Genomic DNA, 26381 nt, shown 5'->3' on the forward strand with positions numbered 1-26381 from the left:
ACTTATAGGAGGGGACAAAATGAAATTTTATACCATTAAATTGCCGAAGTTTTTAGGAGGAATTGTCCGGGCGATGCTGGGCTCATTTAGAAAAGAGTAAGCCCAAGAAGCTGAAATTGCCCTCTTTGAACGCATAAAAAACGCCTGCCGCATAAAAGGGCAGGCGTTCATTTTTGCTTATACACGCTCAACTTTACCGGATTTTAAAGCCCGGGCAGATACATACACTTTTTTAGGTTTGCCGTCAACGAGGATGCGGACCTTTTGAAGGTTGGCGCCCCAAGTACGCTTAGAAGCGTTCATTGCGTGAGAACGGTTGTTTCCGGCTTTTGTTTTTTTACCTGTAATAAAACATTTACGTGCCATTTGTTTCCCTCCTAACTGCGCGAAACATCTTTTCAAACATAGTTTCTCAGATGCTTTCGTTATACAATACTTTAAATAATTTACCACAGCTAAAAACCGTTTGCAACTATTGTTTCCCTTACTTTCAAGAAAAATCACTTGACATGTAAAACCAATCACATTTCCGCGCTGAAGGCCGCTGTCTGTATCTTTTCTTTTCATAATGGGATACATATAGTAGAATAATGATAACTCTATGCACCTGAAGGAGGAACCTGTGTGTCCATTGAAATGAAGACAAAATACGGACAGATTGATATATCCAACGAAGTCATCGCAATGGTTGCCGGAGGCGCTGCCATTGACTGTTACGGAATAGTGGGGATGGCCTCAAAAAACCAGATTAAAGACGGTTTGTCTGAAATCCTCCGGAGAGAGAACTTCGCAAAAGGCGTACATGTCCGTCAGGAAGCCGAACAAATACATATCGACATGTACATTATTGTCAGCTACGGCACTAAAATATCCGAAGTAGCCCACAATGTTCAGACGAAGGTAAAATACACAGTAAATCAAACAATCGGACTTGCAGTTGATTCTGTAAATATTTATGTCCAAGGCGTACGAGTAACGAACCCGTAGTGAGGAGGATGAGTATTGTCTAGACGAAACTTAGATGGGAGAGCTTTTGCGGCAATGATTCTGGCGGGGGCTGAGACATTGTCTCAAAACGCATCCGCGGTGGATGCGCTGAACGTGTTTCCCGTGCCTGACGGCGATACCGGAACAAATATGAATTTATCGATGTCATCCGGTGCAAGAGAGGTAGAGCACATTGACTCACCCGACATCGGCAAAGTCGGCATCGCCCTGTCAAAAGGCCTGCTTATGGGAGCGAGAGGAAACTCAGGGGTGATCTTGTCCCAATTGTTCAGAGGTTTCACAAAGAGCATTGAAAACAAAAACCAAATAGACGCCCAAGAATTTGCCGCAGCACTCCAAGCGGGAGTGGATATGGCATATAAGGCGGTCATGAAACCGGTTGAAGGAACGATTTTAACCGTGGCCAAGGATGCGGCTAAAAAAGCGGTCGCCTCGGCCAAAGAAGAAACCGATATTATTTCGGTCATGGAGGCCGTTATTGAAGAAGCGGAAGCGTCGCTGAACCGTACGCCGGATCTGCTTCCTGTTCTAAAGGACGTCGGTGTCGTTGACAGCGGCGGAAAAGGTCTGCTTTGTGTATATGAAGGCTTTTTGGCTGCTTTAAAAGGAGAGGCCGTACCGAAAAAAGCGGTTCTTCCGGCACTTGATGATATGGTGAATGCCGAGCATCATAAAAGCGCGCAGAGCATGCTGAGTACAGAAGACATTGAATTCGGATTTTGTACGGAAGTGATGGTGAGGCTGGATCAAGATAAACGGACGTTCAAGGAAGAGACGTTCAGAAACGAACTGAGCCGTTTCGGCGATTCACTGCTGGTCGTGGCTGATGATACGCTGGCGAAAGTCCATATTCATGCCGAAGAACCAGGGAATGTACTCAATCTCGCACAGCGTTACGGCGATTTGATTAAAATTAAAATTGAAAACATGAGGGAACAGCATACTTCAATCATCAGCCAAGAACATGATGAAAAAAAGCCGGCCGGCGTTATGAAAGAAGCCCGCAAGCCTTTTGGCATCGTGACTGTGGCAATGGGAGAGGGCATTTCTGAATTGTTTACGAGCATCGGCGCTTCACACGTAATCGAAGGCGGCCAGACAATGAATCCGAGCACGGAAGATATTGTTGAAGCCGTTCAGTCTGTCAATGCGGAGACGGTTTTCATTCTTCCGAACAATTCCAATATTGTGATGGCTGCCAATCAGGCGGCGAGCGTGGCTGAAGAAAATGTCATTGTCATTCCGGCAAAAACGGTCCCTCAAGGTATGACCGCCCTGCTTGCGTTTAACCCTGACCAGCCGGCTGACGTAAATGAAGCCAATATGCTTGAGGCCATCCGGAATGTGAAAAGCGGACAGGTGACATATTCAGTCAGAGACACCCATATTGACGGCAAAGATATTAAAAAAGGTGATTTTATCGGCATTTTAAACAGTTCAATTATCGGCAGCGCCGAAGATCGGATAAGTGCGGCGAAATTGCTGCTGGATGAAATGATCGGGGAAGAAGATGAAATTGTCACCATCTTGTACGGAGAGGACGCGCCGGAAGAAGAAGCTGAGAAACTCGCTGAGTATATTGCTAGCGTCTGTGAAGATATCGAGGTTGAAATCCATAACGGCAGACAGCCTCTGTATCCATATATATTTGCGGCAGAATAGAAGGGCTTATCAGGCCCTTCTATTCTTATGTCTTTATTTACCTGCGGCAGTGCGGCAGTGTGCCTGCTTGCCAATTGAGAAATGTTCAATTAGTCTAAAGAAAAGCGCTGAATGAAGTGATGTTAAGGAGGAACAAACCAGCATGAAGTATAGAAGCGTTTTTGATATTATCGGCCCGGTAATGATCGGTCCGTCCAGTTCACATACCGCAGGCGCCGCCCGGATCGGCAGAGTGGCCAGAAGCCTATTCAGGCGGGAGCCCCGCCGGATCATTGTGTCTTTTTACGGATCATTTGCGGAGACGTATAAGGGTCACGGCACTGATGTCGCGATTATCGGCGGCCTGCTTGATTTTGATACATTTGATGAACGGATTAAAACAGCGATTCAAATTGCGGAAGAGAAGGGCATATATGTAGAGTTCCGTACAGAGGATGCCGTGCCCGTTCATCCGAATACGGCGCGTATCGTCATTTCTGATGATGAGGGAGAGCTTGCCCTTACCGGTATTTCCATCGGCGGCGGAAAAATAGAAATCACGGAGCTCAACGGCTTTGAGCTGCGTCTTTCCGGAAACCATCCGGCTATTTTAGTCGTTCACAATGATAAATTCGGCACGATTGCAGGCGTTGCCAATGTGCTTGCGAAATTCTCCATCAACGTCGGACATATGGAAGTGGCGCGTAAGGACGTCGGCCAGCTTGCGCTGATGACGATTGAGGTCGATCAGAATATTGAAGAAGAAGTGCTTGACGAGCTTTCAACACTTCCTAATATTATACAGGTTACTAAGATAGCTGACTAAAAAGTCAGGAGGAAAATGACATGTTTCGTAATGTAAAAGAATTAATAGAAATCACTCAAGAAAAACAAATTCCGATTTCGGAAGTGATGATCACGCAAGAGATGGAAGTGACGCAAAAAACGCGGGAAGAAATCTTTCAAGGAATGGAGCGCAATCTCTCCGTCATGGAAGCAGCTGTTGAAAAAGGGCTGAAGGGCGTCACGAGTCAGACCGGTTTAACAGGCGGAGATGCCGTGAAACTTCAGGCATACATCCAATCGGGAAGAAGCCTGTCGGGCAATCTGATTTTAGACGCCGTTTCTAAAGCTGTGGCGACAAATGAAGTCAATGCGGCGATGGGAACGATCTGCGCTACACCGACCGCCGGCTCTGCCGGGGTTGTGCCGGGAACGTTATTCGCCGTAAAGCATAAGCTGAACCCTACGACAGAACAAATGATCCGTTTTCTGTTTACAGCCGGCGCGTTCGGTTTTGTCGTAGCAAACAATGCGAGTATTTCAGGAGCGGCAGGAGGCTGTCAGGCGGAAGTCGGGTCAGCATCAGGCATGGCAGCGGCTGCGATTGTGGAAATGGCGGGCGGAACGCCTCAGCAATCAGCGGAAGCAATGGCGATTACACTGAAAAATATGCTCGGTCTCGTATGTGACCCGGTCGCCGGATTGGTAGAAGTGCCGTGTGTCAAACGAAACGCAATGGGAGCATCCAACGCAATGATCGCGGCGGATATGGCGCTGGCCGGGATTACAAGCCGCATTCCTTGCGATGAGGTGATTGACGCGATGTACAAGATTGGCCAGACAATGCCGACAGCACTGCGTGAAACGGGACAAGGCGGTTTAGCCGCGACACCGACGGGAAGAGAATTAGAGAAAAAAATTTTCGGAGGAGCGCTGAAATCAAGTGACACACCATCAGCAAACTAGTATAGCGGAGATTAAGGGCATTGGGCCGGAAACAGAAAAAACATTGCACGAACTTGGTATCTATGACATTTCTGATCTTCTGAATTATTTCCCTTACCGTTATGACGACTATGAGCTGAGGGATTTAGAAGAAGTAAAACATGAAGAAAGAGTGACGGTAGAAGGGAAGGTTCATTCAGAACCTTCTCTTACCTATTACGGCAAAAAACGAAACAGGCTGACATTCAGGGTGCTTGTCGGCAATTATTTAATTACCGCGGTCTGCTTTAACCGTCCCTACTTAAAAAAGAAACTGACGTTAGGTTCTGTCGTCACGATATCCGGGAAATGGGATAAACACAGACAGACCGTTTCCGTGCAGGAATTAAAAAACGGTCCTCATCAAGAAGATAAAAGCATTGAGCCTGTTTATTCCGTTAAAGAAAACGTCACCGTAAAAATGATGAGACGGTTTATTAAGGAAGCGCTGCAGCATCATTTGGACAGTGCGGCCGATCCGCTTCCTAAAAAATTGAGAATCCGCTACAAGCTGCCTGATTACAAACATGCCCTGCAGACGATGCATCAGCCTGAAACGAGGGAATCGTTACAGCAGGCAAGACGCCGGTTTGTTTACGAGGAATTCTTATTATTTCAGCTGAAAATGCAGGCGTTCCGTAAAGCGGAAAGGGAACAGTCAAAAGGCATCAGCCATGTGTTTCCTGCTGAAAAGCTCGCCGCTTTCACAGACAGCCTGCCGTTTTCGCTCACAACCGCACAGACGCGCGTGCTTCGGGAAATTACCGCTGATATGACATCCCCTTACCGAATGAACCGTCTGCTGCAAGGTGATGTCGGTTCAGGGAAAACGGCCGTCGCCGCCATCGCTTTGTACGCTGCGATTCTGTCGGGGTATCAGGGGGCATTAATGGTGCCGACTGAAATTCTGGCCGAACAGCATGCAGATTCTCTCGTATCGTTGTTTGCAAATGAAGATGTAAATATCGCGCTTTTGACGAGTTCTGTAAAAGGAAAGCGGCGCAGGGAGCTTTTGGAGCGGCTTGCTCTCGGAGAGATTGATATTTTAGTAGGGACCCATGCTTTAATCCAGGATGAAGTGGAATTTAAAGCGCTGAGCCTTGTCATTACGGACGAGCAGCACCGGTTCGGGGTCGAACAGCGCAAAAAACTCAAGAATAAAGGTCAGGATCCGGATGTGCTGTTTATGACAGCCACTCCGATTCCGAGAACGTTGGCCATTACCGTCTTCGGAGAAATGGATGTTTCCGTGATAGATGAAATGCCCGCGGGGCGAAAACAAATCGAAACGTATTGGGTGAAACACGACATGCTGGAGCGGATTTTGGCTTTTATAGAAAAAGAGCTGAAACAGGGAAGGCAAGCCTATATTATCTGCCCGCTCATTGAAGAGTCGGATAAACTGGATGTGCAGAATGCGATTGACGTATATAACATGCTGTCTGACGTTTACCGCGGTAAATGGAATGTCGGCCTGATGCACGGGAAGCTCCATTCTGATGAAAAAGATCAGGTGATGAGAGAATTCAGCGCCAATCAATGTCAGGTACTTGTGTCAACAACCGTCGTAGAAGTCGGGGTGAACGTGCCGAATGCGACGATTATGGTCATCTATGACGCCGACCGTTTCGGATTATCTCAGCTTCATCAGCTCCGCGGCCGGGTCGGGCGGGGAGACCACCAATCTTTCTGCATCTTGATGGCCGATCCGAAATCCGAAACCGGGAAGGAACGGATGAGAATCATGTCGGAGACAAACGACGGGTTCGAGCTGTCTGAAAAGGACCTTGAACTGCGCGGACCCGGTGATTTCTTCGGAAAAAAACAGAGCGGTATGCCCGAGTTCAAGGTGGCGGATATGGTTCATGACTACAGAGCTTTGGAAACGGCCCGCCAGGATGCGGCCAATCTGGTGTCTTCAGAGGCTTTTTGGAAAGATGACGAATACCGTATGCTGCGCGGCCAATTACTTTCAAGCGGCGTCCTAGAAGGGGAGAAATTAAGCTGATTCTGTAAAATTCGGCGGCTTTCAAAAAACAATCATTGCATTCCAATCTATGAGATTATATACTACTATTAGTACCTAGTCTTAATTGTCCGGATGGTGTTTACAGATGAGAAGAAGCAAGAAAGAACGCCAAAAATTATTGCAGCAGACGATCAAATCGACACCCTTCATCACAGATGAAGAATTAGCGGGGAAATTCGGCGTCAGCATTCAGACGATCCGTTTAGACCGCTTAGAGCTCTCAATACCGGAGCTGAGGGAAAGAATTAAAAACGTGGCAGAACAAACGCTTGATGATGAAGTGAAATCACTGTCTTTAGACGAAGTGATCGGTGAAATTATTGATCTGGAGCTTGACGGCCAGGCCATTTCCATATTAGAAGTAAGACGCGAACATGTCTTCAGCCGCAATCAAATTGCGCGGGGGCATCATTTGTTTGCGCAGGCGAACTCACTCGCCGTAGCCGTCATTGATGATGAGCTGGCGCTGACCGCAAGCGCAAATATCCGCTTTACAAGACAGGTGAAAGAAGGCGAGCGCGTCGTTGCGAAAGCCAAAGTGACGGCAGTCGAAAAAGAAAAAGGCAGAACGGTAGTTGAAGTCAACAGCTATGTGGGAGAAGAAGTCGTGTTCTCCGGCAGCTTTGACATGTACCGTTCAAAACAATCATAAAGGTGGAGCATGCATGAGAATAGCTGTAGATGCAATGGGAGGCGACAACGCACCCAAAGCTGTTATTGACGGAGTAATGAAGAGTATTGAGGCATTTGACGATCTTCATATTACGCTGGTCGGTGACAAGACAACGATAGAATCACACTTGCCAACAACATCAGACCGCATCACTGTGTTGCACGCCGATGAAGTGATTGAACCGACGGATGAACCGGTCCGCGCCGTACGCAGAAAGAAAAACTCTTCTATGGTGCTGATGGCGCAGGAAGTGGCTGAAAACAGAGCGGACGCCTGCATCTCAGCGGGGAATACAGGCGCACTCATGACAGCGGGACTGTTTATCGTCGGCAGAATTAAAGGAATCGACCGGCCTGCGCTTGCGCCGACGCTTCCGACCGTTTCAGGCGACGGTTTCCTTCTTTTGGACGTGGGAGCCAATGTCGATGCCAAACCGGAGCATCTCGTCCAGTACGGAATTATGGGATCTGTATATGCCCGGCAGGTTCTCGGAATCAGCTCGCCCCGCGTCGGATTGTTAAATGTCGGCACGGAAGAAAAGAAAGGAAACGACCTGACAAAAAAGACGTTTGAATTATTAAGAGAAACAAACGTGAATTTTGTCGGAAACGTTGAGGCGAGAGACTTGCTCGAAGGCGCTGCTGACGTCATCGTCACAGACGGCTTTACGGGCAACGTCACGTTGAAAACATTGGAAGGTTCAGCGTTATCGATTTTCAAAATGCTGAAAGATACACTGACTTCAAGTTTTGTTTCTAAGCTCGCAGCGGGAGTGCTGAAGCCGAAGCTGATGGAAATGAAACTGAAAATGGACTATTCTGAGTACGGCGGGGCGAGTCTTTTCGGTTTGAAAGCGCCCGTCGTTAAAGCGCACGGCTCTTCTGACGCACGCGCTGTTTACCATGCGCTGCGCCAGGCGAGAGAAATGGTCAGCCAAAACGTGGCCGCATTTATAGAAGAAGAAGTAAAAGAAGAAAAAACAGATGAGTAGTCTGGAGGTTACCGCATCATGAGTAAGATTGCATTTTTATTTCCCGGACAGGGATCACAATATATCGGTATGGGAAAAGACCTGTACGAACGCGAAGAAGCGTCAAAACGTATTTTTGATGAAGCGGATGAAACGCTTGAAACAAAGCTGAGCTCGCTCATTTTTGAAGGTGACGCCGAAGAATTGACCCTTACATACAATGCGCAGCCTGCGCTGTTGACAACGAGCATCGCCGTATTGGAAAAGTTTAAAGAATCCGGCATCACCCCTGATTTCACCGCCGGCCACAGCCTCGGAGAATATTCGGCGCTTGTTGCGGCGGGAGCGATGACATTTAAAGATGCCGTTTACACGGTAAGAAAACGGGGAGAATTCATGAATGAAGCCGTGCCGGCCGGAGAAGGCGCCATGGCAGCTATTCTCGGAATGGATGCAGAGTCCTTGAAAAAGGTAACGGATCAAGTGACGGAAAACGGTCATCTCGTACAGCTTGCAAACCTGAACTGCCCCGGCCAGATCGTAATTTCCGGAACGGCAAAAGGCGTGGAGCTGGCTTCAGAAGAAGCGAAAAACAACGGAGCAAAACGGGCAATCCCATTAGAAGTAAGCGGACCGTTCCATTCTGAATTAATGAAGCCGGCAGCGCAAAAACTCGAGGAGGTGCTCAGCGCCTGTGAGTTGAAAAATGCGGCTGTTCCCGTGATTTCAAACGTTTCGGCTGACGTTATGACAGAAAAAGACGATATCAAGAAAAAACTGATCGAACAGCTGTATTCACCTGTTCGCTTTGAAGAAACCATTAACAAACTGATTGACGAAGGTGTCACGACGTTTGTTGAAATCGGGCCCGGAAAAGTGCTTTCAGGCCTTGTGAAAAAAGTGAACCGCCGCCTTAAAACAATCGCGGTTTCTGACCATGAAACCATCGAACTGGCGATTCAAACGCTGAAGGAGGAGAATCAGGATGCTTAATGAAAAAACAGCAGTGGTAACGGGAGCGTCCCGCGGAATCGGGCGGGCGATCGCGCTTGATCTTGCGAAAAACGGCTGTAACGTAGTAGTCAACTACTCCGGGAATGAAGCGAAAGCGAACGAAGTCGTAGATGAAATCAAATCTTTGGGCCGAAACGCGATCGCGGTAAAAGCCGATGTATCAAATTCCGAAGAAGTACAAAACATGATGAAAGAGGCTGTCGCTGCATTTTCTTCAATCGACATTCTCGTGAACAATGCGGGGATCACAAAAGACAATCTTCTGATGAGAATGAAAGAAAATGAATGGGATGATGTCATTAACATTAACCTAAAAGGTGTATTCAACTGCACGAAAGCCGTTACAAGACAGATGATGAAACAGCGCTCCGGCCGGATTATCAACGTATCATCAATCGTCGGCGTCAGCGGAAACCCCGGCCAGGCGAACTACGTGGCGGCAAAAGCCGGTGTAATCGGCTTAACGAAGTCATCAGCCAAAGAGCTTGCGAGCCGCAATATTACGGTTAATGCCATTGCTCCGGGCTTTATTTCCACGGATATGACGGACAAGCTTTCTAAAGAAGTCCAAGATGAAATGCTGAAGCAGATTCCGCTCGCGCGTTTCGGTGATCCTTCCGATATCAGCAGCGTTGTTACGTTCCTTGCTTCTGAAGGATCGCGTTATATGACGGGCCAAACCCTTCATATTGACGGCGGAATGGTGATGTAAAGATTTGTTTTTAAAATTTCATCCTAGTTTCTCTAGTTTTTTAAAAACGAATCCACTATAATACTTGAGGGGAGGTGAATTGCTATGGCAGATACATTAGAGCGTGTAACGAAAATCATCGTAGACCGCCTTGGCGTTGATGAAGCTGACGTCAAACTTGAAGCTTCTTTCAAGGAAGACTTAGGTGCTGATTCCCTAGATGTAGTTGAGCTTGTTATGGAACTTGAAGACGAGTTTGATATGGAGATTTCTGACGAAGATGCTGAAAAGATTGCAACAGTCGGCGACGCTGTGAACTACATACAAAACCAGCAATAAGCTGATGCTAAAAGTCCCGCCTGACAGCGGGGCTTTAGCCCTTTAATCGTTCGGTTACCGGCGTCTGACGCTGTACGCGCTGCCGATTCCGTTTACGGCGGGGAGCGCGGTGAACCTGATGTGCCTATGGAGGTTACTATGTCAAAACACTCACATTTTAAAGATAAAAAAAAGTTCTATAAAAAAATAGAGCAATTTAAAGAGTTCCAAGAACGGATTTCGGTTCATTTTCAAAACGAGAAACTTTTGTATCAAGCATTTACACATTCATCTTATGTGAATGAGCATCGGAAAAAGCCGTATGAAGACAATGAAAGGCTTGAATTTTTAGGTGACGCTGTTTTGGAACTGACGATCTCCCAATTCTTATTTGCCAAATATCCGGCCATGAGTGAAGGAGATTTGACGAAGCTGAGAGCCGCTATCGTATGCGAGCCGTCACTCGTCTCACTTGCCCATGAATTGTCATTCGGCGACCTTGTTCTCTTGGGAAAAGGAGAAGAAATGACGGGCGGCAGAAAGCGTCCTGCGCTTTTAGCGGATGTGTTTGAAGCGTTTATCGGCGCACTGTATCTGGATCAGGGCCTTGAGCCGGTTCAGCAATTCCTGAAAGTGTACGTGTTCCCTAAAATAAACGATGGTGCTTTTTCTCATGTGATGGATTTCAAAAGCCAGCTTCAAGAATTTGTACAGCGGGACGGAAAAGGATCGCTTGAGTACAAAATTCTCAATGAAAAAGGGCCTGCCCACAACCGGGAATTCGAGGCGCTTGTCTCTCTTAAAGGTGAGGCGCTCGGTATCGGGAACGGACGTTCCAAAAAAGAAGCCGAGCAGCATGCGGCACAGGAAGCTCTTGCAAAAATGCAAAAACATCATACGAAACAATAAAATCCCCCTGTTTCCCTAGGGGGATTTCAGTATGTCTGCGCCTGATATAAGCGGGTGATTATGATAATATTGAGATACTTATACGATAAGGAGGATCTGGGATGTTCCTCAAACGTTTAGACGTTATAGGATTTAAATCATTTGCAGAACGGATATCCGTTGACTTTGTAAAAGGCGTCACGGCCGTTGTCGGTCCGAACGGCAGCGGAAAGAGCAACATTACCGAAGCCATCCGCTGGGTGCTCGGCGAACAATCAGCCCGCTCGCTTCGGGGCGGAAAAATGGAAGATATCATTTTTGCGGGAAGTGATTCGCGCAAGCGGCTGAACCTTGCCGAAGTCACGTTAACGCTTGATAATGAAGATCATTTTCTCCCGATCGATTACCACGAAGTCAGCGTGACGAGACGGGTGTACCGTTCCGGAGAAAGTGAATTTCTCATCAACAATCAGCAGTGCCGCCTGAAAGATATCATTGACTTATTTATGGACTCCGGGCTCGGGAAAGAAGCATTCTCTATTATCAGCCAGGGGAAAGTCGAAGAGATTCTCAGCAGCAAAGCGGAAGACCGCCGCAGTATTTTTGAAGAAGCGGCCGGCGTGCTGAAATATAAAACAAGAAAGAAAAAAGCGGAAAACAAACTGTTTGAGACGCAGGATAACTTAAACAGGGTGGAAGATATTCTCCACGAGCTTGAAGATCAGGTCGAACCGCTGAAAATCCAGGCTTCAATCGCCAAAGACTACTTAGAAAAAAAGAAAGAGCTTGAACATGTCGAAATCGCCCTTACCGCCTTTGACATCGAAGAACTGCATGGCAGATGGTCGGGTTTAAAAGAAAAGGTGCAGGCGGCAAAAGAAGAAGAATTGGAGGAATCATCGGCTCTGTCCGCAAAAGAAGCGATGATAGAAGAGACGAGAGATAAAATCCACGCGCTTGATGAATCCGTCAACGAACTGCAGCAGGTTCTGCTCGTGACAAGTGAAGAGCTGGAAAAGCTGGAAGGCCGGAAAGAAGTGCTGAAAGAGCGAAAAAAAAACGCCGCGCAAAACCGGGAACAGCTTGAGGAATCCGTTACACATTACACGAACAAAGAAGCCGAACTGAAAGCGGACATTGAAAAACAGTCTGCCGTCTATGATAAACTTCGTGCGGAAGTGAAGCGGTTAAACGCCCAGGTGAAAGAAAAGCAGCAGGCTCTCAGTCTGCATAATGAAAATGTAGAAGACAAAATCGAACAATTAAAAAGCGATTACTTTGAATTGTTAAACAGCCAGGCGTCGATTCGCAACGAGCTGCAGCTTTTAGATGACCAGATGTCCCAATCTGCGGTCCAGCAGGCGAGACTGACAGCAAACAATGAAAAATACCTTGAAGAACGTAACGATATTGCAGTCCGCAAAGCGGCGTGCGAAGAAGAATTGGCCTCCGTTGAAGAGGATATTCACAATCAGGTCGTCCGCTTTCGTGAAGTCCAGACAGCATATGAACAGAAAAAACGCCAATATGAAAAGAAAGAATCTGCGCTGTATCAGGCATATCAATTCGTCCAGCAGGCCAGATCCAAAAAAGATATGCTTGAAACGATGCAAGGCGATTTTTCAGGATTTTACCAAGGCGTAAAAGAAGTGCTGAAACAGAAAGAGCAGCTTGGCGGCATCCGTGGCGCCGTTCTCGAACTGATTGCCACCGAACAAAAATATGAAACGGCGATCGAGATTGCACTCGGCGCAGCGGCGCAGCACGTTGTCACAGACGATGAGCAGGCGGCGCGGAAAGCGATTCAATATTTAAAACAGAATTCCTTCGGCCGCGCGACGTTCCTGCCGCTTACGGTTATGAAACCGCGCCAGCTCCAAACCCGTGATGAACAGACGGCTCAGAAGCATCCGTCTTTCCTCGGCACAGCGAGCGGGCTTGTCACATATGATGCGGCATATCGGAATGTTATTCAAAACCTTCTCGGCACCGTGCTGATCACTGAAGATTTAAAAGGCGCGAATGAACTGGCCAAGCTTCTCGGGCACCGCTACCGCATCGTGACGCTTGAGGGCGATGTCGTCAATCCAGGCGGATCAATGACAGGCGGCGCGGTCAAAAAGAAAAACAATTCTCTGCTCGGCAGAAGTCGTGAGCTTGAGACGGTGACTGCGCGGCTTGCCGAAATGGAAGAAAAAACAGCTCTGCTCGAAAAAGAGGTCAAAACGCTGAAGCAGGCCATTCAAGAGCTTGAACATACGCTGAGCGGTCTCCGTGAAGACGGTGAAGCTTTCAGAACAAAGCAGCAGGATGTAAAAGGCAGGCTGTATGAACTCGAAGTCGCTGAAAAGAACATCAATACCCATCTGGAGCTTTACGATCAGGAGAAAGCATCACTGACGGAAAGCAGCCGGGAAAAAGAGACGCGCAAATCAGCTCTGGAAGAACAGCTGAGTGAGGCATCCGGCCAGCTGAAAGAGCTTGAGGAAGAGATGGAAAGGCTGACAAAACAAAAGCAGACCCTATCCTCAACAAAAGAAACGCTCTCTCATGAACTGACGGAATGTAAAGTGGCCGCTGCGAAAAAAGAACAGGCGTGCTCGAGTGAAGAAGACAACCTCAAAAGGCTGAAAAAAGAGCTTGAGGAAACGCAGCTCGCTCTGAAAGAAACACGGGAAGATTTAAGCCTCCTGACCTCAGAGATGACGTCCAGCACAAGCGGTGAGGAGCAGCTTGAAGAAGCAGCCCATCACAAGCTTCACGATAAAACGAGAACGATTGAATTGATCGCCAGCAGGCGCGACCAGCGTGTGAAGCTCCAGCGGGCGCTTGATACGAACGAACTTGAGCTGAAAGAGATGAAGCGTCTCTACAAGCAAAAAACAGAAATTCTGAAAGATGAAGAGGTAAAACTCGGCCGGATGGAAGTTGAGCTTGATAATCTCTTGCAATATTTACGCGAGGAATACAGCTTATCCTTTGAAGGGGCAAAAGAACAATATCAGCTCGAACTCGAGCCTGAAGAGGCGAGAAAACGGGTCAAACTGATCAAGCTTTCAATTGAAGAGCTCGGAACGGTCAATCTCGGCAGCATCGATGAATTTGAAAGAGTAAACGAACGGTATCAGTTTTTAACAGAGCAGAAAAATGACCTGACGGAAGCGAAAAACACACTGTTTCAAGTCATTGAAGAAATGGATTCTGAAATGACGAAGCGATTCCATGAAACGTTTATCCAGATCCGTTCTCAATTCAACGACGTGTTCCGTTCTTTATTCGGAGGAGGACGGGCTGAACTGAAGCTGACTGAGCCGAATGATCTTCTTAACTCCGGGGTGGACATTATCGCGCAGCCTCCGGGCAAAAAACTGCAAAACTTAAATCTTTTGTCAGGGGGAGAACGGGCGCTGACTGCCATTGCCCTTTTATTCTCCATTCTGAAAGTAAGGCCCGTGCCGTTCTGCGTCCTTGATGAAGTGGAAGCTGCGCTTGATGAAGCCAATGTATTCAGGTTTGCGCAATATTTAAAAAAATACAGCGGCGACAGCCAGTTTATCGTCATCACCCACAGAAAAGGCACCATGGAAGAAGCGGATGTCCTCTACGGTGTTACGATGCAGGAATCCGGCGTTTCCCGAATGGTTTCGGTCAAACTGGAAGAAACAAAAGAATTCGTTCAGTAACGAGGAAAGAGGTTGAAAGATGAGCTTTTTTAAAAAATTAAAAGAGAAAATCACGAAACAGACAGACTCCGTCTCTGAAAAATTTAAAGATGGTCTTGAAAAAACAAGAAATTCCTTCTCGAATAAAGTGAACGAACTCGTCTCCCGCTACCGGAAAGTCGACGAGGATTTCTTCGAGGAGCTTGAGGAAGTGCTGATTGGCGCTGACGTCGGTTTTACAACCGTCATGGAGCTGATTGATGAGCTCAAAAAAGAAGTGAAGCTGAAAAACATCCAGGATCCTCAGGAAGTGCAGTCCGTCATTTCTGAAAAGCTTGTCGACATTTATAACAGCGGCGACGAACAGATTTCTGAATTAAATATTCAGGACGGGCGCCTGAACGTTATTCTGCTTGTCGGGGTAAACGGCGTCGGAAAAACGACAACGATCGGAAAACTTGCCCATAAGCTGAAGAATGAAGGCAAATCCGTTGTGCTCGCTGCCGGAGACACCTTCAGAGCCGGGGCGATTGAACAGCTTGAAGTGTGGGGGGAGCGTACAGGCGTGCCTGTCATTAAGCAGGCTGCCGGAAGCGACCCTGCGGCGGTTATTTATGATGCCGTACACGCGGCTAAAGCAAGAGGAGCGGATGTGCTGATTTGTGATACGGCAGGCCGCCTTCAGAATAAAGTTAACTTAATGAAAGAGCTTGAAAAAGTCAAACGCGTCATCGAACGCGAAGTGCCTGAGGCTCCGCATGAGGTTCTCCTTGCGCTGGACGCGACGACAGGCCAGAATGCGATGGCGCAGGCGAAAGAATTCTCCAAAGCGACGAATGTGACGGGTATCGCGTTAACGAAGCTTGACGGCACCGCAAAAGGCGGTATCGTCCTGGCAATCCGCAATGAGCTTCACATCCCCGTGAAACTGGTCGGCCTCGGAGAAAAGGTTGACGATCTCCAGCGGTTTGATGCAGAATCTTACGTATACGGTCTCTTTTCTGATTTAGTTGAAAAAGCCGAGGATTAATGAATAAAAAACGAGTATAAAATGGACGGTTTTATACTCGTTTTTTTATACGCATTGATAGATCGGAATGGAGGGGGTAATTGTTGGACAAATGGCTGAAAGCTGAATTGGAAAGTAAGATCGGCGCGATAAACCATATGTCGCTGTTGGATGAACAGGGAGGCACTTCAACCGTTCGAAAAATAGTGACCGGCCAAGACGCATTTCTGCTGAAAAGTTCTTTTCAACAGAAGTATCGGGAATGGTTAATGAGAGAAGCCTTCGTTTTACAAAAACTGACGGAAACTCGTCGTCTGCCTGTTCCTGTTTATTATGGGATGATACAGGAACAGCATGCCAGCCATATCATCATGTCATTTGAGGATGGAATCACCCTGACTTCGGCTTTAAGAAAAGCAAAAGGGGATACTGAAAAGAAAAAGCTGATCAAAAGTTTCGGCCGGTTTCTGCAACGGCTGCATGAAACCGACATGGTCTCTGGTTTACAGCCGGAAACAGACTGGCTCGATCTGCAAATCAAACGAGCCGGGGAATATGTCAAAAAAGGACAGGCTGAAGGAAGTGCAGAGCTTTTGAAGGAATTGGACAGGTACAGGCCTGTTCCTGTTCAGCAGACAATGATTCACGGTGACTGCACGACTGATAATGTGCTGGTGAAAGACGGAGAGGTCTATCTGTTTATCGATGCTGCGGGAATATCGGCGGGAGATCCGCGATATGATGAATCATTAGCGATCAGTCATTTTGTCACAAATGAAGCATGCCTCAATGCTTTTTACGAAGGCTATTGCCGCTACCGTGTATCAAAACAAGAATTCGAGTATTTTAACGACGGTCTATATGAATTTTTTTGAAAAAACTTATGATGTAAAAAGAGCATCATGCTTTGACAAGATAAAAACTTGACACACGCTCTGAAACCATGTAAACTAAGTTTTTGTAAAGGGATTTGACTTAACAAAGGGGAGAGCTCAAATGTCGCTCGAAAAAACGACGAGAATGAACTATTTATTTGACTTCTATCAGTCGTTGCTGACGTCAAAACAAAAGAGCTATATGTCGCTTTATTATCTGGACGATTTCTCCCTTGGTGAAATAGCCGAAGAGTATGACGTTTCAAGGCAAGCCGTTTACGATAACATCAAACGGACTGAAGCGATGCTTGAACAATATGAAGAAAAACTGCTCCTTTTTAAAAAGTTTCAGGAGCGTAAAGAAATGTTTACAAAGCTGAAAGAGCTTGCTTCCGGGTTGCAGGAAGAGGAAAAAATGACGGCTCTGATTGAAGCGCTTGAGAAATTAGATTAGGAGGCGGCAAACAATGGCATTTGAAGGATTAGCCGACCGACTGCAAAAGACGATTTCAAAAATCCGCGGAAAAGGAAAAGTCAGCGAACAAGACGTAAAAGAGATGATGCGTGAAGTTCGTCTTGCGCTTCTTGAGGCTGACGTTAACTTTAAAGTCGTAAAGGATTTTGTGAAAAAAGTAAGTGAACGGGCTGTCGGACAGGACGTTATGCAGAGTCTGACACCCGGTCAGCAGGTTATTAAAGTCGTAAAAGAAGAGCTTACCGAGCTGATGGGCGGCGAAGAAAGCAAAATTGCCGTCGCCAAACGCCCGCCGACCGTTATTATGATGGTCGGGCTCCAAGGTGCCGGTAAAACGACAACCACGGGGAAGCTTGCCAACCTGCTGCGCAAAAAACATAATCGCAAACCGCTGCTCGTGGCTGCGGATATTTACCGCCCCGCCGCGATTAAACAGCTGGAAACCCTGGGGAAACAGCTTGATATGCCGGTCTTTTCGCTTGGCGATCAGGTCAGCCCGGTGGAAATTGCCAGACAGGCGATTGAAAAAGCGAAGGAAGAGCATCATGATTATGTGATTTTAGATACCGCCGGACGGCTGCACATCGATCATGAACTGATGGATGAGCTCTCCGGCGTAAAGGAAGTCGCAAATCCTGAGGAAATTTTCCTTGTCGTCGACTCAATGACCGGTCAGGATGCGGTAAACGTCGCCAAAAGCTTTAATGACCAGCTCGGTTTAACGGGTGTCATTTTAACAAAGCTTGACGGGGATACCCGCGGAGGTGCGGCGCTTTCTATCCGCGCGGTCACCGAAACGCCGATTAAATTCGCCGGAATGGGAGAAAAGCTCGATGCTCTTGAAGCGTTCCATCCTGAACGGATGGCATCCCGGATTCTCGGAATGGGTGACGTGCTGACGCTGATTGAAAAAGCTCAGGCGACCGTTGATGAAGACAAAGCCAAAGAGCTTGAGCAGAAAATGAGAACGATGAGCTTCACATTGGATGATTTTCTGGAGCAGCTCGGCCAGGTCCGAAACATGGGGCCTCTTGACGAACTGCTGCAAATGATGCCCGGCGCAGGCAAAATGAAAGGCTTAAAAAACATCCAAGTCGATGAAAAACAGCTGAATCATGTGGAAGCGATCATTAAATCAATGACTGTTCTTGAAAAAGAACAGCCGGATATCATTAACGCCAGCCGGCGGAAGCGGATTGCCAAAGGAAGCGGAACATCCGTTCAGGAAGTCAACCGTCTTTTAAAGCAGTTTGAGGAAATGAAAAAAATGATGAAGCAGATGACCAACATGACAAAAGGGAAGAAAAAAGGCTTTAAATTACCTTTTATGTAATCGGTTATACATGATAAAACCGTTGTTAAGAAAAAACACTTTACAAACACTTTTATCATTGTTAATATACTATCTTGTTGAAATATTTTCGGAGGTGCTAGTAAAATGGCAGTAAAAATTCGTTTAAAACGTATGGGAGCAAAAAAATCTCCTTTCTATCGTATTGTTGTAGCAGATTCTCGTTCACCGCGTGACGGCCGTTTCATCGAAACAGTCGGCACATACAACCCGGTTGCAAAGCCGGCTGAAGTGAAAATCAACGAAGAGCTTGCTCTTAAATGGCTTCAAACAGGAGCTAAACCTTCTGACACAGTCCGCAACTTGTTCTCAAGCCAAGGAATTATGGAAAAATTCCACAACGCTAAACAAGGCAAGTAATGACTGATCAGAACTTGGAAGATTTGATTGTCAGCATTGTGGCTCCGCTTGTCGACCATCCGGAAGACATAACGGTCACAAAGGAAGAGACTGATCAAAAGATTGCGCTGCGCTTATCTGTCAATAAGTCAGATACCGGTAAGATTATCGGAAAGCAAGGCCGGACTGCAAGAGCGATTCGAACCGTCGTTTTTGCAGCTGGCGCACAGTCTTCTAAGAAAGTTCAATTTGAAATATTTGACTGAAAAAGGGAGAGGGCCGGCACCTCCCCTTTTTTTACACGTAAAAAAGGCAAATGAACAGAAATATGTTGGAAGAGTGGGGAGTCTGGTCCTATGCAGATTATTCACAGGGTAACCGTTATGCAGGTTCTGACCGAGCAAAGCAAGGAAAAGCTTTTGGCCTCTTTTGCAGAAAAAAAGCAAACGCTTGAACGAGAATGCAGCCAGCTCTATTTTCAGCTTAGAAAACATGAAAAAGATCAGCAGAATCCCGATGTAGCGGAATCTTTTAAAAAAGCCATTGAGAAAAGACAAGACAAAATCAAAATGATCGATTTCCAAATAAGCCAGACAGAGTCGCTCCCGCTTGGAAGCGAAGTGAAGGAAAAGGAGATCGATGCGCTGCTTTCAATCAACGTCGGTGATAACTGGCATGAAAAAACAGCGGCAAATACCATCGTCATAAAAGACGGGGTAGTAATTGAAATCCGCCCGAGGTGATAATATGACAAACAGATGGTTTAATGTAGGCAAAATTGTAAATACCCACGGCATTAAAGGCGAAGTGCGGGTCATTTCTAAAACGGACTTTGCCGAAGAACGGTACAAGCCCGGCAATACGCTTTATTTGTTTGCGGAAGGGGCTGCGGAGCCAATCAAAGTAACGGTCAGCGCCCACAGGCTTCACAAGCAGTTTCACCTGCTGCAATTCAAAGAAATGCCGAGTCTCAATGAAGTCGAACACCTAAGAAACATGGTGATCAAAGTCCCTGAAGAAGACTTGGGAGAGCTTGAAGAAGATGAATTTTATTTTCATGAAATCATCGGCTGCGAGGTTGTGTCAGAAGACGGGGAACTGATCGGCACAGTGAAGGAAATCTTGACGCCCGGGGCTAATGACGTATGGGTGGTTGCAAGAAAAGGCAAAAAAGATGCGCTTATTCCGTATATTGCTTCTGTGGTAAAGGATATTAATATAAATGAGAAGAAAATTAAGATTCATGTAATGGAAGGGTTAATAGACGAATGAAAATCGACTTTTTAACACTGTTTCCCGAAATGTTTCAAGGGGTGCTCGGCTCATCCATTCTGCAAAAAGCACAGGAAAAAGAGGCTGTCCGTTTTGACGTCATCAATTTCCGGGCTTTTTCGGATAATAAACACCAAACGGTTGATGATTACCCGTACGGCGGGGGAGCCGGGATGGTGTTAAAGCCGCAGCCCGTATTTGATGCGGTTGAAAAGCTGACAGCCGGTACGGACGCCAAGCCGCGCATTATTCTCGTCTGCCCGCAAGGTGAGCGTTATACGCAGAAGAAAGCCGAGGAGCTGGCGGAAGAGGAACATCTCATGTTTATTTGCGGACATTATGAAGGGTATGATGAACGGATCCGGGAACATCTTGTCACTGATGAAATCTCCATCGGGGATTTTGTGCTGACCGGGGGAGAGCTCCCAGCCATGATGATCGCCGACAGCGTTGTCAGGCTTTTGCCGGGCGTCCTCGGAAAAGAAGCATCCCACGTGGAGGATTCCTTCAGCACGGGGCTTTTAGAGCATCCGCACTATACGAGGCCTGCAGATTATAGAGGCTTAAAAGTGCCTGAGACCCTTCTGTCCGGCAACCATGCCAAAATACAAGAATGGCGCAATAAAGAATCAATCAGAAGAACCTTTTTAAGACGTCCGGATCTTCTTGAAAACTATCCTCTCACTGATGAGCAAAGAAAATGGATTTCCGAGTGGGAAAACGAATAGATTCTATTGCGCAGGCGATGAAGATATGATAAGATACTACTTGTGGCTTAAGGAGGCTTATCCTTCAGAAGCTTGAAAACGATGTTCCGCTGTGCCTTGCAGTTGTGGCCAAGAGCATCTGTTGGAAGGAGTTGAAAACGATGCAAAAACTAATTCAAGATATCACAAAAGAACAGCTTCGCACTGATCTTCCTGCGTTCCGTCCTGGTGACACTTTACGTGTACACGTAAAAGTTGTTGAGGGTAACCGTGAGCGTATCCAGATCTTCGAAGGTGTTGTGATCAAGCGTCGTGGTGGTGGAATCAGCGAAACGTTCACAGTTCGTAAGATTTCTTACGGTGTTGGCGTTGAACGTACATTCCCTGTACACACACCAAAAATCGCGAAAATCGAAGTTGTACGTTACGGTAAAGTACGTCGCGCTAAGCTTTACTACCTGCGTGAACTTCGCGGAAAAGCGGCTCGTATTAAAGAAATCAGACGATAATGATAACGAACGAAAAGAGCTTGTTACCCGTAACAGGCTCTTTTTTTATATGAAATTTGTAAAAGCGGAACAAGCAACGTAAAATACATAAGAGATCATCGGAACATCCGGTTCCGGTAAATAAGGCAGGTGTCGAAGTCACATGACCATTCAATGGTTCCCGGGCCATATGGCTAAAGCGAGACGGGAAGTAACAGAAAAACTGAAATTAATTGATATCGTATACGAATTGGTGGATGCGAGAATCCCGATGTCATCGAGAAATCCGATGATTGAGGAGATTTTAAAAAATAAGCCGCGCATTATGCTTTTAAATAAAGCCGATAAGGCGGATGCGGCTGTGACTGCCCAGTGGAAGGACCACTTTCAGGAACAGGGCATTCCCTCTCTTTCAATAAACTCCGTTAACGGGCAGGGACTGCATCAAATCGTGCCGTCCTCGAAAGAGCTGCTGAAAGATAAGTTCGATAAAATGAAAGCAAAAGGCATTAGGCCAAGAGCAATCCGCGCATTAATCATCGGCATTCCGAATGTCGGCAAATCTACGCTCATTAACCGGCTGGCCAAGAAAAACATTGCCAAGACGGGAGACAGGCCCGGCATTACCACTTCACAGCAGTGGGTAAAGGTAGGCAAGGAATTAGAGCTGCTCGATACACCGGGAATTTTATGGCCTAAATTTGAAGATGAGCTTGTCGGCTTGCGCCTGGCGATCACCGGGGCGATTAAAGATACGATTATCAACCTGCAGGATGTGGCCGTCTTCGGGCTGCGCTTTCTGGAAGAGCATTATCCCGACCGCTTGAAGGAGCGCTACGGACTTCAGGAAATCCCTGAGGATATCGCCGCTCTTTTCGACGCGATCGGTGAAAAACGCGGCTGTTTGATGGGCGGCGGAATGGTTGACTATGATAAAACAACGGAAGTCATCATTCGGGACATCCGGACGGAAAAATTCGGCAGGCTTTCATTTGAAACACCATCAGAATAAAGACGCGCAGCGATGCGGGTCTTTATTTTTTCCGCAGAACACCGATATACATAATGTAAGGGAGAAGAGAACGTGAATACATTAACCGTAAAAAGCGTAAAAGAACGCCTGCAAGAGGTCAGGGACGAAAGCGACCCCTTCCTTGCCCAATGTGAGAAAGACCCGAGAAAAAGCGTACAGACGCTTTTAGAGCAATGGCTGAAAAAGCACGCGAAGGAAAAAGCTCTTAAAGAGCAATGGCTGAACATGACGGCATACGAAAGACTGTCATCCAAAAAGGGTTTCCGCCTGATTGCGGGTGTTGACGAAGCCGGAAGAGGGCCGCTTGCCGGACCGGTTGTCGCCGGCGCCGTCATTTTGCCGGCAGAATGCGAGATTCTCGGTCTCACGGACTCGAAGAAATTGTCGGAAAAGAAGCTCGAGGAGTATTACAGCCGGATCACGGAAGAAGCGGCGGCTGTAGGAGTCGGCATTGTCCATGCGGACGTCATTGACCGGATCAACATTTATGAGGCCGCGAGACTGGCGATGGTAAAAGCCGTCAATGCTTTAACGGAAATACCTGATTATCTGCTTGTTGATGCCATGACCCTTCCGCTTGACATTCCGCAGTCATCAGTTATAAAAGGGGATGCCAAAAGCGTGTCAATTGCCGCCGGAGCCTGCATCGCAAAAGTAACGCGGGACCGTCTCATGGCTGAGTACGCCAAAACCTACCCCATGTACGGCTTTGAAAAAAATAAAGGCTACGGAACGAAAGAACATCTTGAAGCTCTTCAGGCATACGGACCGACAACTATTCACCGAAAAACGTTCGCTCCCGTTCAATCTTATTGTTAGAAAAGAGGCTTAAGACATGAACATAAGCGGCGAAATCCAAGCGGCTTTCAGACAGCTGACGGCGGAAATCCCTCCGGACCGGCAAGACGGCGGTAAAGACAGCGGCGCTCAAAGGCTGCTGTTAGGGAAGGTTCTCCGTTTGCTGGACGATCAAAGCGCCCTTATCCAAATCGGCGGCCGGACGATGCAGGGAAAACTTGAAACCGCCCTTCGTCCGCAGGCGTATTACTGGTTTTCTTATGACAAACAGCCGGCGGAAAAAACGGGCCGGCTTCATGTCATTGACCAATTCGAAGGAAGCCCGAAAACCGTTCAGGAAGCGGCGGGAAGACTGTTAAACGCTCTTTCTGTCAAACCGGGCCCTGTGTCTCTGCAGATTGCCGAAACATTTATGCAGCAGAAGCTGCCGATGACGGAAAACAGCCTCAAAGCTTGCATCCGCTGGGCTGAATCGCTTCCGGCCGCCGAATTGAAAAAAGCGGCGGAAACAATCGTATTTGCGCTGAAACGGGAACTGCCCGCACATCCGGAAGTCTTGTCAGCCATTCATGCCGTTAAATATCCGGTTCCGGCCCGTCGCCTCCTCTCAGGACTGCTTCAGGCAATCAATCAGGCTCCGCAATCGGCAAAAGAGCTGTCTGTGCTCAAAGAGGCGGTTTCTGACGTGTTAAATGCGGAAACGGATCTACATGCAGAACGTCTCTTGAAGAAGCTTGCCGAGGCTGCACGCATGCCGATCTCAGAAACCGGGCTGATGGATGAAGGAGAACGGACGGAATCAAAACAATCACCATTTGTCCGAGAGACTCGTGAAAACGGAAAGGCAGTCTCAAGCCAACCTTCTCCTCCGAGTGCACGGACAGATCCGGAACTGCCTGAAAAAACGGCAAAACAGATTATAGAGAAATTAATGACATCGGCAGAAAAAACTGAAAACCGTCCCGTAAAAGTAACGGCGGAGATCATTAAGGCTTTCATTTCTCAAGAAAAAACATTTAAAACAGCACCTGTTCTTCAAAAAGCACATTTGACAGAACAGGAGGCGGCTGTTTTCGAAAAAGCCGTTCAGCTCACCGAATTGAAATATGCGGAAAAACATGATGTATTAAGCCTTTTGCAGAAAATCAAAAAAGGACTGGGCACGCGTGATGAATTATCATTTATTACAGCGCTTGAAAAAGGCATGTCTCCGCAGCCGGAGAAACAAGCGCTGAAAACAGCCCTCCAAGCCGTCCGGACGCTTCAAGAAGCGCCCCAATCCGTTAAACAAGAGGCGGAACCGCTTATTCATAAATTAAACGGCCAGCTGTTTATTGAGCAGCATAACCCTTCTTTTACGCAGATGGTGCTGTCATTTCCGCTGGGAGCGTCCGCGTATGAGAATGACATCACAGTTCTCTTTAAAGGACGGAAGAAGCCGGACGGAAAACTCGATCCGTCACATTGCAGGCTCCTGTTTTTGCTGCATCTTGAAACACTGCAAGAAACCGTCGTGGACTGCATCATTCAGCAAAATGTAATGACCATTACGGTTGAGACTGATTTTGAGCTTCAGGCGGCCATCGACCCTCTCGTACCGGCTTTAAAAGAAGCCGTAAAAGAAACGGGCTTCAGCCTGTCAGGCGTCACGGCTAAAAAACGGCGCCCGAAAGACCAGAGCGCTCTTGTGGAAGAGTTTATAGAAAAAGACGGCGGAAGAAAAGTGGATGTGAAAATATGAAAGAGCAAACGCCGTTAAGAAGAGCTGTCGCCCTGCATTACGACCGGCAGAAAGACCAAGTCCCGAAGGTTGTCGCAACAGGCAGGGGGCACGTGGCGGAAAATATTATAAAAGAAGCTGAGAAGGCTGGGGTCCCCATTCAGGAAGACAGGACCCTTGTCGAATTAATGCGCCATTTGACGGTTGACGATCAGATACCGGAGGCGCTTTATGAAACCGTTGCCGAAATTTTTTCATTTGTTTACAGACTGGACGAAACCCTGAAAAACGAAAAATAAGGACCATTCATTTCCCGGACTCCGTTTAAATTTATATTTTCAATAAAATAAAAGTTAGAATGTTTGGAAGGATATAAAGATTTTGTTTTGAACCCTAGACAATTCTTCCAGTATTATATAGAATGAAAGCGCAGTCTATTTTTAGTTTTGCTACATAAGTTAGGAGGATGGGAAATGAATATCCATGAGTACCAGGGAAAAGAAGTCCTCAGAAAATACGGGGTGTCTGTTCCTGAAGGTAAAGTGGCTTTTACAGCAGAGGAAGCAGTTGAAAAAGCAGAGAGCCTGTCAAGCTCGGTTTATGTCGTAAAGGCGCAAATCCATGCTGGCGGCCGCGGCAAAGCTGGTGGGGTAAAGATTGCAAAAACAAAAGATGAAGTGAAAGAGTATGCCGAAGAACTGTTAGGCAAGACGCTCGTCACACATCAAACGGGTCCGGACGGACAAGTAATAAAACGCTTACTTATTGAAGAAGGCTGCGATATTAAAAAGGAATACTATGTCGGGCTTGTACTTGACCGCGCTACTTCAAGAATCGTTTTAATGGCGTCTGAAGAAGGCGGAACGGAGATTGAAGAAGTAGCGGAAAAAACACCTGAAAAAATTAAAAAAGCGGTAATTGATCCGGCTGTCGGCCTTCAGGGCTATCAGGCAAGGGAAATTGCATTCGCAATTAACATCCCGAAAGAGCTTGTCGGCAAAGCCGCTAAATTTATGCTCGGCTTATATAAAGCATTTGTTGAGAAGGACTGCTCCATCGCCGAGATCAACCCTCTCGTCGTTACGGGGGACGGAAACGTCATGGCGCTGGATGCTAAACTGAACTTCGACAGCAATGCGTTATACAGACAAAAAGACATTATGGAATACAGAGATTTAGATGAAGAAGATCCGAAAGAAATCGAAGCGTCAAAATACGATTTAAGCTACATTTCCCTTGATGGAAATATCGGCTGTATGGTAAACGGCGCGGGTCTTGCAATGTCTACAATGGATATCATTAAACACTACGGCGGAGAACCTGCAAACTTCCTTGATGTCGGGGGCGGCGCAACCGCAGAAAAAGTTACGGAAGCTTTTAAAATCATTCTTTCCGATCAAAACGTAAAAGGAATTTTCGTTAATATTTTCGGAGGCATCATGAAGTGTGATGTCATCGCCGAGGGCGTTGTTGAAGCGACGAGACAAGTCGGATTGACATTGCCGCTGGTCGTGCGCCTTGAAGGGACAAACGTAGATTTAGGAAAGAAAATCCTGAATGAATCAGGCTTAAACATCACATCTGCGGAATCAATGGCAGACGGCGCACAGAAAATCGTATCCTTAGTTTAGGAAAGAATGAAAGGCAGGGGAC

The 26381-nt window shown here is 47.0% G+C and carries 29 protein-coding genes; 28 read left to right on the plus strand and 1 reads right to left on the minus strand.

Annotation, left to right across the window (positions count from 1 at the left end; translation table 11 throughout):
* The first annotated feature begins 19 nt into the window (after positions 1–19).
* A complete protein-coding gene (gene spoVM, locus RUW00_RS01955; RefSeq protein ID WP_003154329.1) occupies positions 20–100 on the plus strand; it encodes a stage V sporulation protein SpoVM in 81 nt (26 codons plus the stop codon).
* Between the two features lie 77 nt (positions 101–177).
* Here spoVM and rpmB read toward each other — a convergent pair whose 3' ends face one another.
* Positions 178–366, minus strand: a complete 189-nt coding sequence (rpmB, locus tag RUW00_RS01960; protein WP_003154328.1) for a 50S ribosomal protein L28 — start codon at positions 364–366, stop codon at positions 178–180.
* A 258-nt stretch (positions 367–624) separates the two neighbouring features.
* Here rpmB and RUW00_RS01965 point away from each other — a divergent pair, with 258 nt between their 5' ends.
* The 27 genes from RUW00_RS01965 to sucC all read left to right on the plus strand — a co-directional run bounded on the left by RUW00_RS01965 (position 625) and on the right by sucC (position 26359).
* Complete coding sequence (locus RUW00_RS01965; RefSeq protein ID WP_003154327.1) at positions 625–987, plus strand: Asp23/Gls24 family envelope stress response protein; 363 nt, start codon at positions 625–627, stop codon at positions 985–987.
* A gap of 15 nt (positions 988–1002) precedes the next feature.
* Positions 1003–2670 (plus strand): DAK2 domain-containing protein, encoded by a 1668-nt coding sequence (locus RUW00_RS01970; RefSeq protein WP_022553356.1) that lies wholly within the window; start codon positions 1003–1005, stop codon positions 2668–2670.
* A 142-nt stretch (positions 2671–2812) separates the two neighbouring features.
* On the plus strand, positions 2813–3475 hold the full coding sequence (gene sdaAB, locus RUW00_RS01975) for an L-serine ammonia-lyase, iron-sulfur-dependent subunit beta (protein ID WP_017417764.1): 663 nt from the start codon (positions 2813–2815) through the stop codon (positions 3473–3475).
* Between the two features lie 20 nt (positions 3476–3495).
* Complete coding sequence (sdaAA, locus tag RUW00_RS01980) at positions 3496–4398, plus strand: L-serine ammonia-lyase, iron-sulfur-dependent, subunit alpha (protein WP_003154324.1); 903 nt, start codon at positions 3496–3498, stop codon at positions 4396–4398.
* Positions 4376–6424: an ATP-dependent DNA helicase RecG gene (gene recG, locus RUW00_RS01985; RefSeq protein WP_280145088.1), complete on the plus strand. Its 2049-nt coding sequence runs from the start codon at positions 4376–4378 to the stop codon at positions 6422–6424. The genes sdaAA and recG overlap by 23 nt, the downstream gene beginning before the upstream one ends.
* A 106-nt stretch (positions 6425–6530) precedes the next feature.
* Entirely contained in the window at positions 6531–7097 is a 567-nt protein-coding gene (fapR, locus tag RUW00_RS01990; RefSeq protein ID WP_003154320.1) for a transcription factor FapR, read from the plus strand.
* 13 nt (positions 7098–7110) lie between these two features.
* Positions 7111–8109: a phosphate acyltransferase PlsX gene (plsX, locus tag RUW00_RS01995; protein ID WP_280145089.1), complete on the plus strand. Its 999-nt coding sequence runs from the start codon at positions 7111–7113 to the stop codon at positions 8107–8109.
* An 18-nt stretch (positions 8110–8127) separates the two neighbouring features.
* Positions 8128–9081: an ACP S-malonyltransferase gene (gene fabD / locus RUW00_RS02000; protein ID WP_007409759.1), complete on the plus strand. Its 954-nt coding sequence runs from the start codon at positions 8128–8130 to the stop codon at positions 9079–9081.
* Positions 9074–9814, plus strand: a complete 741-nt coding sequence (fabG, locus tag RUW00_RS02005; protein ID WP_003154312.1) for a 3-oxoacyl-[acyl-carrier-protein] reductase — start codon at positions 9074–9076, stop codon at positions 9812–9814. The genes fabD and fabG overlap by 8 nt, the downstream gene beginning before the upstream one ends.
* Positions 9815–9898: 84 nt before the next feature.
* Positions 9899–10132, plus strand: coding sequence for an acyl carrier protein (gene acpP / locus RUW00_RS02010; RefSeq protein WP_003154310.1), 234 nt, complete (start codon positions 9899–9901; stop codon positions 10130–10132).
* 138 nt (positions 10133–10270) lie between these two features.
* Entirely contained in the window at positions 10271–11020 is a 750-nt protein-coding gene (gene rncS, locus RUW00_RS02015; RefSeq protein WP_014417754.1) for a ribonuclease III, read from the plus strand.
* A gap of 101 nt (positions 11021–11121) precedes the next feature.
* The gene (gene smc, locus RUW00_RS02020; RefSeq protein ID WP_315956450.1) at positions 11122–14682 is read left to right on the plus strand and encodes a chromosome segregation protein SMC; all 3561 of its coding nucleotides are present in this window, start codon (positions 11122–11124) and stop codon (positions 14680–14682) included.
* Positions 14683–14701: 19 nt separating this feature from the next.
* Entirely contained in the window at positions 14702–15691 is a 990-nt protein-coding gene (gene ftsY / locus RUW00_RS02025; RefSeq protein WP_003154301.1) for a signal recognition particle-docking protein FtsY, read from the plus strand.
* Between the two features lie 83 nt (positions 15692–15774).
* The gene (locus RUW00_RS02030; RefSeq protein ID WP_072176998.1) at positions 15775–16545 is read left to right on the plus strand and encodes a phosphotransferase family protein; all 771 of its coding nucleotides are present in this window, start codon (positions 15775–15777) and stop codon (positions 16543–16545) included.
* Positions 16546–16666: 121 nt separating this feature from the next.
* A complete protein-coding gene (locus tag RUW00_RS02035; RefSeq protein WP_003154299.1) occupies positions 16667–16999 on the plus strand; it encodes a putative DNA-binding protein in 333 nt (110 codons plus the stop codon).
* Positions 17000–17012: 13 nt separating this feature from the next.
* The gene (gene ffh, locus RUW00_RS02040; RefSeq protein WP_007409763.1) at positions 17013–18353 is read left to right on the plus strand and encodes a signal recognition particle protein; all 1341 of its coding nucleotides are present in this window, start codon (positions 17013–17015) and stop codon (positions 18351–18353) included.
* Between the two features lie 105 nt (positions 18354–18458).
* Positions 18459–18731 (plus strand): 30S ribosomal protein S16, encoded by a 273-nt coding sequence (gene rpsP / locus RUW00_RS02045; RefSeq protein WP_003154296.1) that lies wholly within the window; start codon positions 18459–18461, stop codon positions 18729–18731.
* Positions 18731–18976, plus strand: coding sequence for a KH domain-containing protein (locus RUW00_RS02050; protein WP_007611392.1), 246 nt, complete (start codon positions 18731–18733; stop codon positions 18974–18976). The genes rpsP and RUW00_RS02050 overlap by 1 nt, the downstream gene beginning before the upstream one ends.
* Before the next feature lie 90 nt (positions 18977–19066).
* Entirely contained in the window at positions 19067–19453 is a 387-nt protein-coding gene (locus tag RUW00_RS02055; protein ID WP_003154291.1) for a YlqD family protein, read from the plus strand.
* Between the two features lie 4 nt (positions 19454–19457).
* Entirely contained in the window at positions 19458–19982 is a 525-nt protein-coding gene (gene rimM, locus RUW00_RS02060) for a ribosome maturation factor RimM (protein ID WP_003154290.1), read from the plus strand.
* Positions 19979–20710 (plus strand): tRNA (guanosine(37)-N1)-methyltransferase TrmD, encoded by a 732-nt coding sequence (gene trmD / locus RUW00_RS02065; RefSeq protein ID WP_022553353.1) that lies wholly within the window; start codon positions 19979–19981, stop codon positions 20708–20710. Before rimM ends, trmD begins: the two co-directional genes overlap by 4 nt.
* Positions 20711–20850: 140 nt before the next feature.
* Complete coding sequence (rplS, locus tag RUW00_RS02070) at positions 20851–21198, plus strand: 50S ribosomal protein L19 (protein ID WP_003154288.1); 348 nt, start codon at positions 20851–20853, stop codon at positions 21196–21198.
* A gap of 142 nt (positions 21199–21340) precedes the next feature.
* A complete protein-coding gene (ylqF, locus tag RUW00_RS02075) occupies positions 21341–22189 on the plus strand; it encodes a ribosome biogenesis GTPase YlqF (protein WP_007611396.1) in 849 nt (282 codons plus the stop codon).
* A gap of 72 nt (positions 22190–22261) precedes the next feature.
* Positions 22262–23029 (plus strand): ribonuclease HII, encoded by a 768-nt coding sequence (locus RUW00_RS02080; RefSeq protein ID WP_021493691.1) that lies wholly within the window; start codon positions 22262–22264, stop codon positions 23027–23029.
* Between the two features lie 16 nt (positions 23030–23045).
* Positions 23046–24749 (plus strand): glycosyl transferase, encoded by a 1704-nt coding sequence (locus tag RUW00_RS02085; RefSeq protein WP_280145090.1) that lies wholly within the window; start codon positions 23046–23048, stop codon positions 24747–24749.
* Positions 24746–25027 carry a FlhB-like flagellar biosynthesis protein gene (locus RUW00_RS02090; protein ID WP_014417762.1) on the plus strand — a complete coding sequence of 94 codons (282 nt, stop codon included), beginning with the start codon at positions 24746–24748 and terminating at the stop codon, positions 25025–25027. The genes RUW00_RS02085 and RUW00_RS02090 overlap by 4 nt, the downstream gene beginning before the upstream one ends.
* 174 nt (positions 25028–25201) lie before the next feature.
* The gene (sucC, locus tag RUW00_RS02095) at positions 25202–26359 is read left to right on the plus strand and encodes an ADP-forming succinate--CoA ligase subunit beta (protein ID WP_003154283.1); all 1158 of its coding nucleotides are present in this window, start codon (positions 25202–25204) and stop codon (positions 26357–26359) included.
* The last annotated feature ends 22 nt before the right edge of the window (positions 26360–26381 follow it).

Origin of the sequence: Bacillus sp. IS1 (assembly GCF_032461585.1) — a bacterium.
Classification (GTDB): domain Bacteria; phylum Bacillota; class Bacilli; order Bacillales; family Bacillaceae; genus Bacillus; species Bacillus velezensis.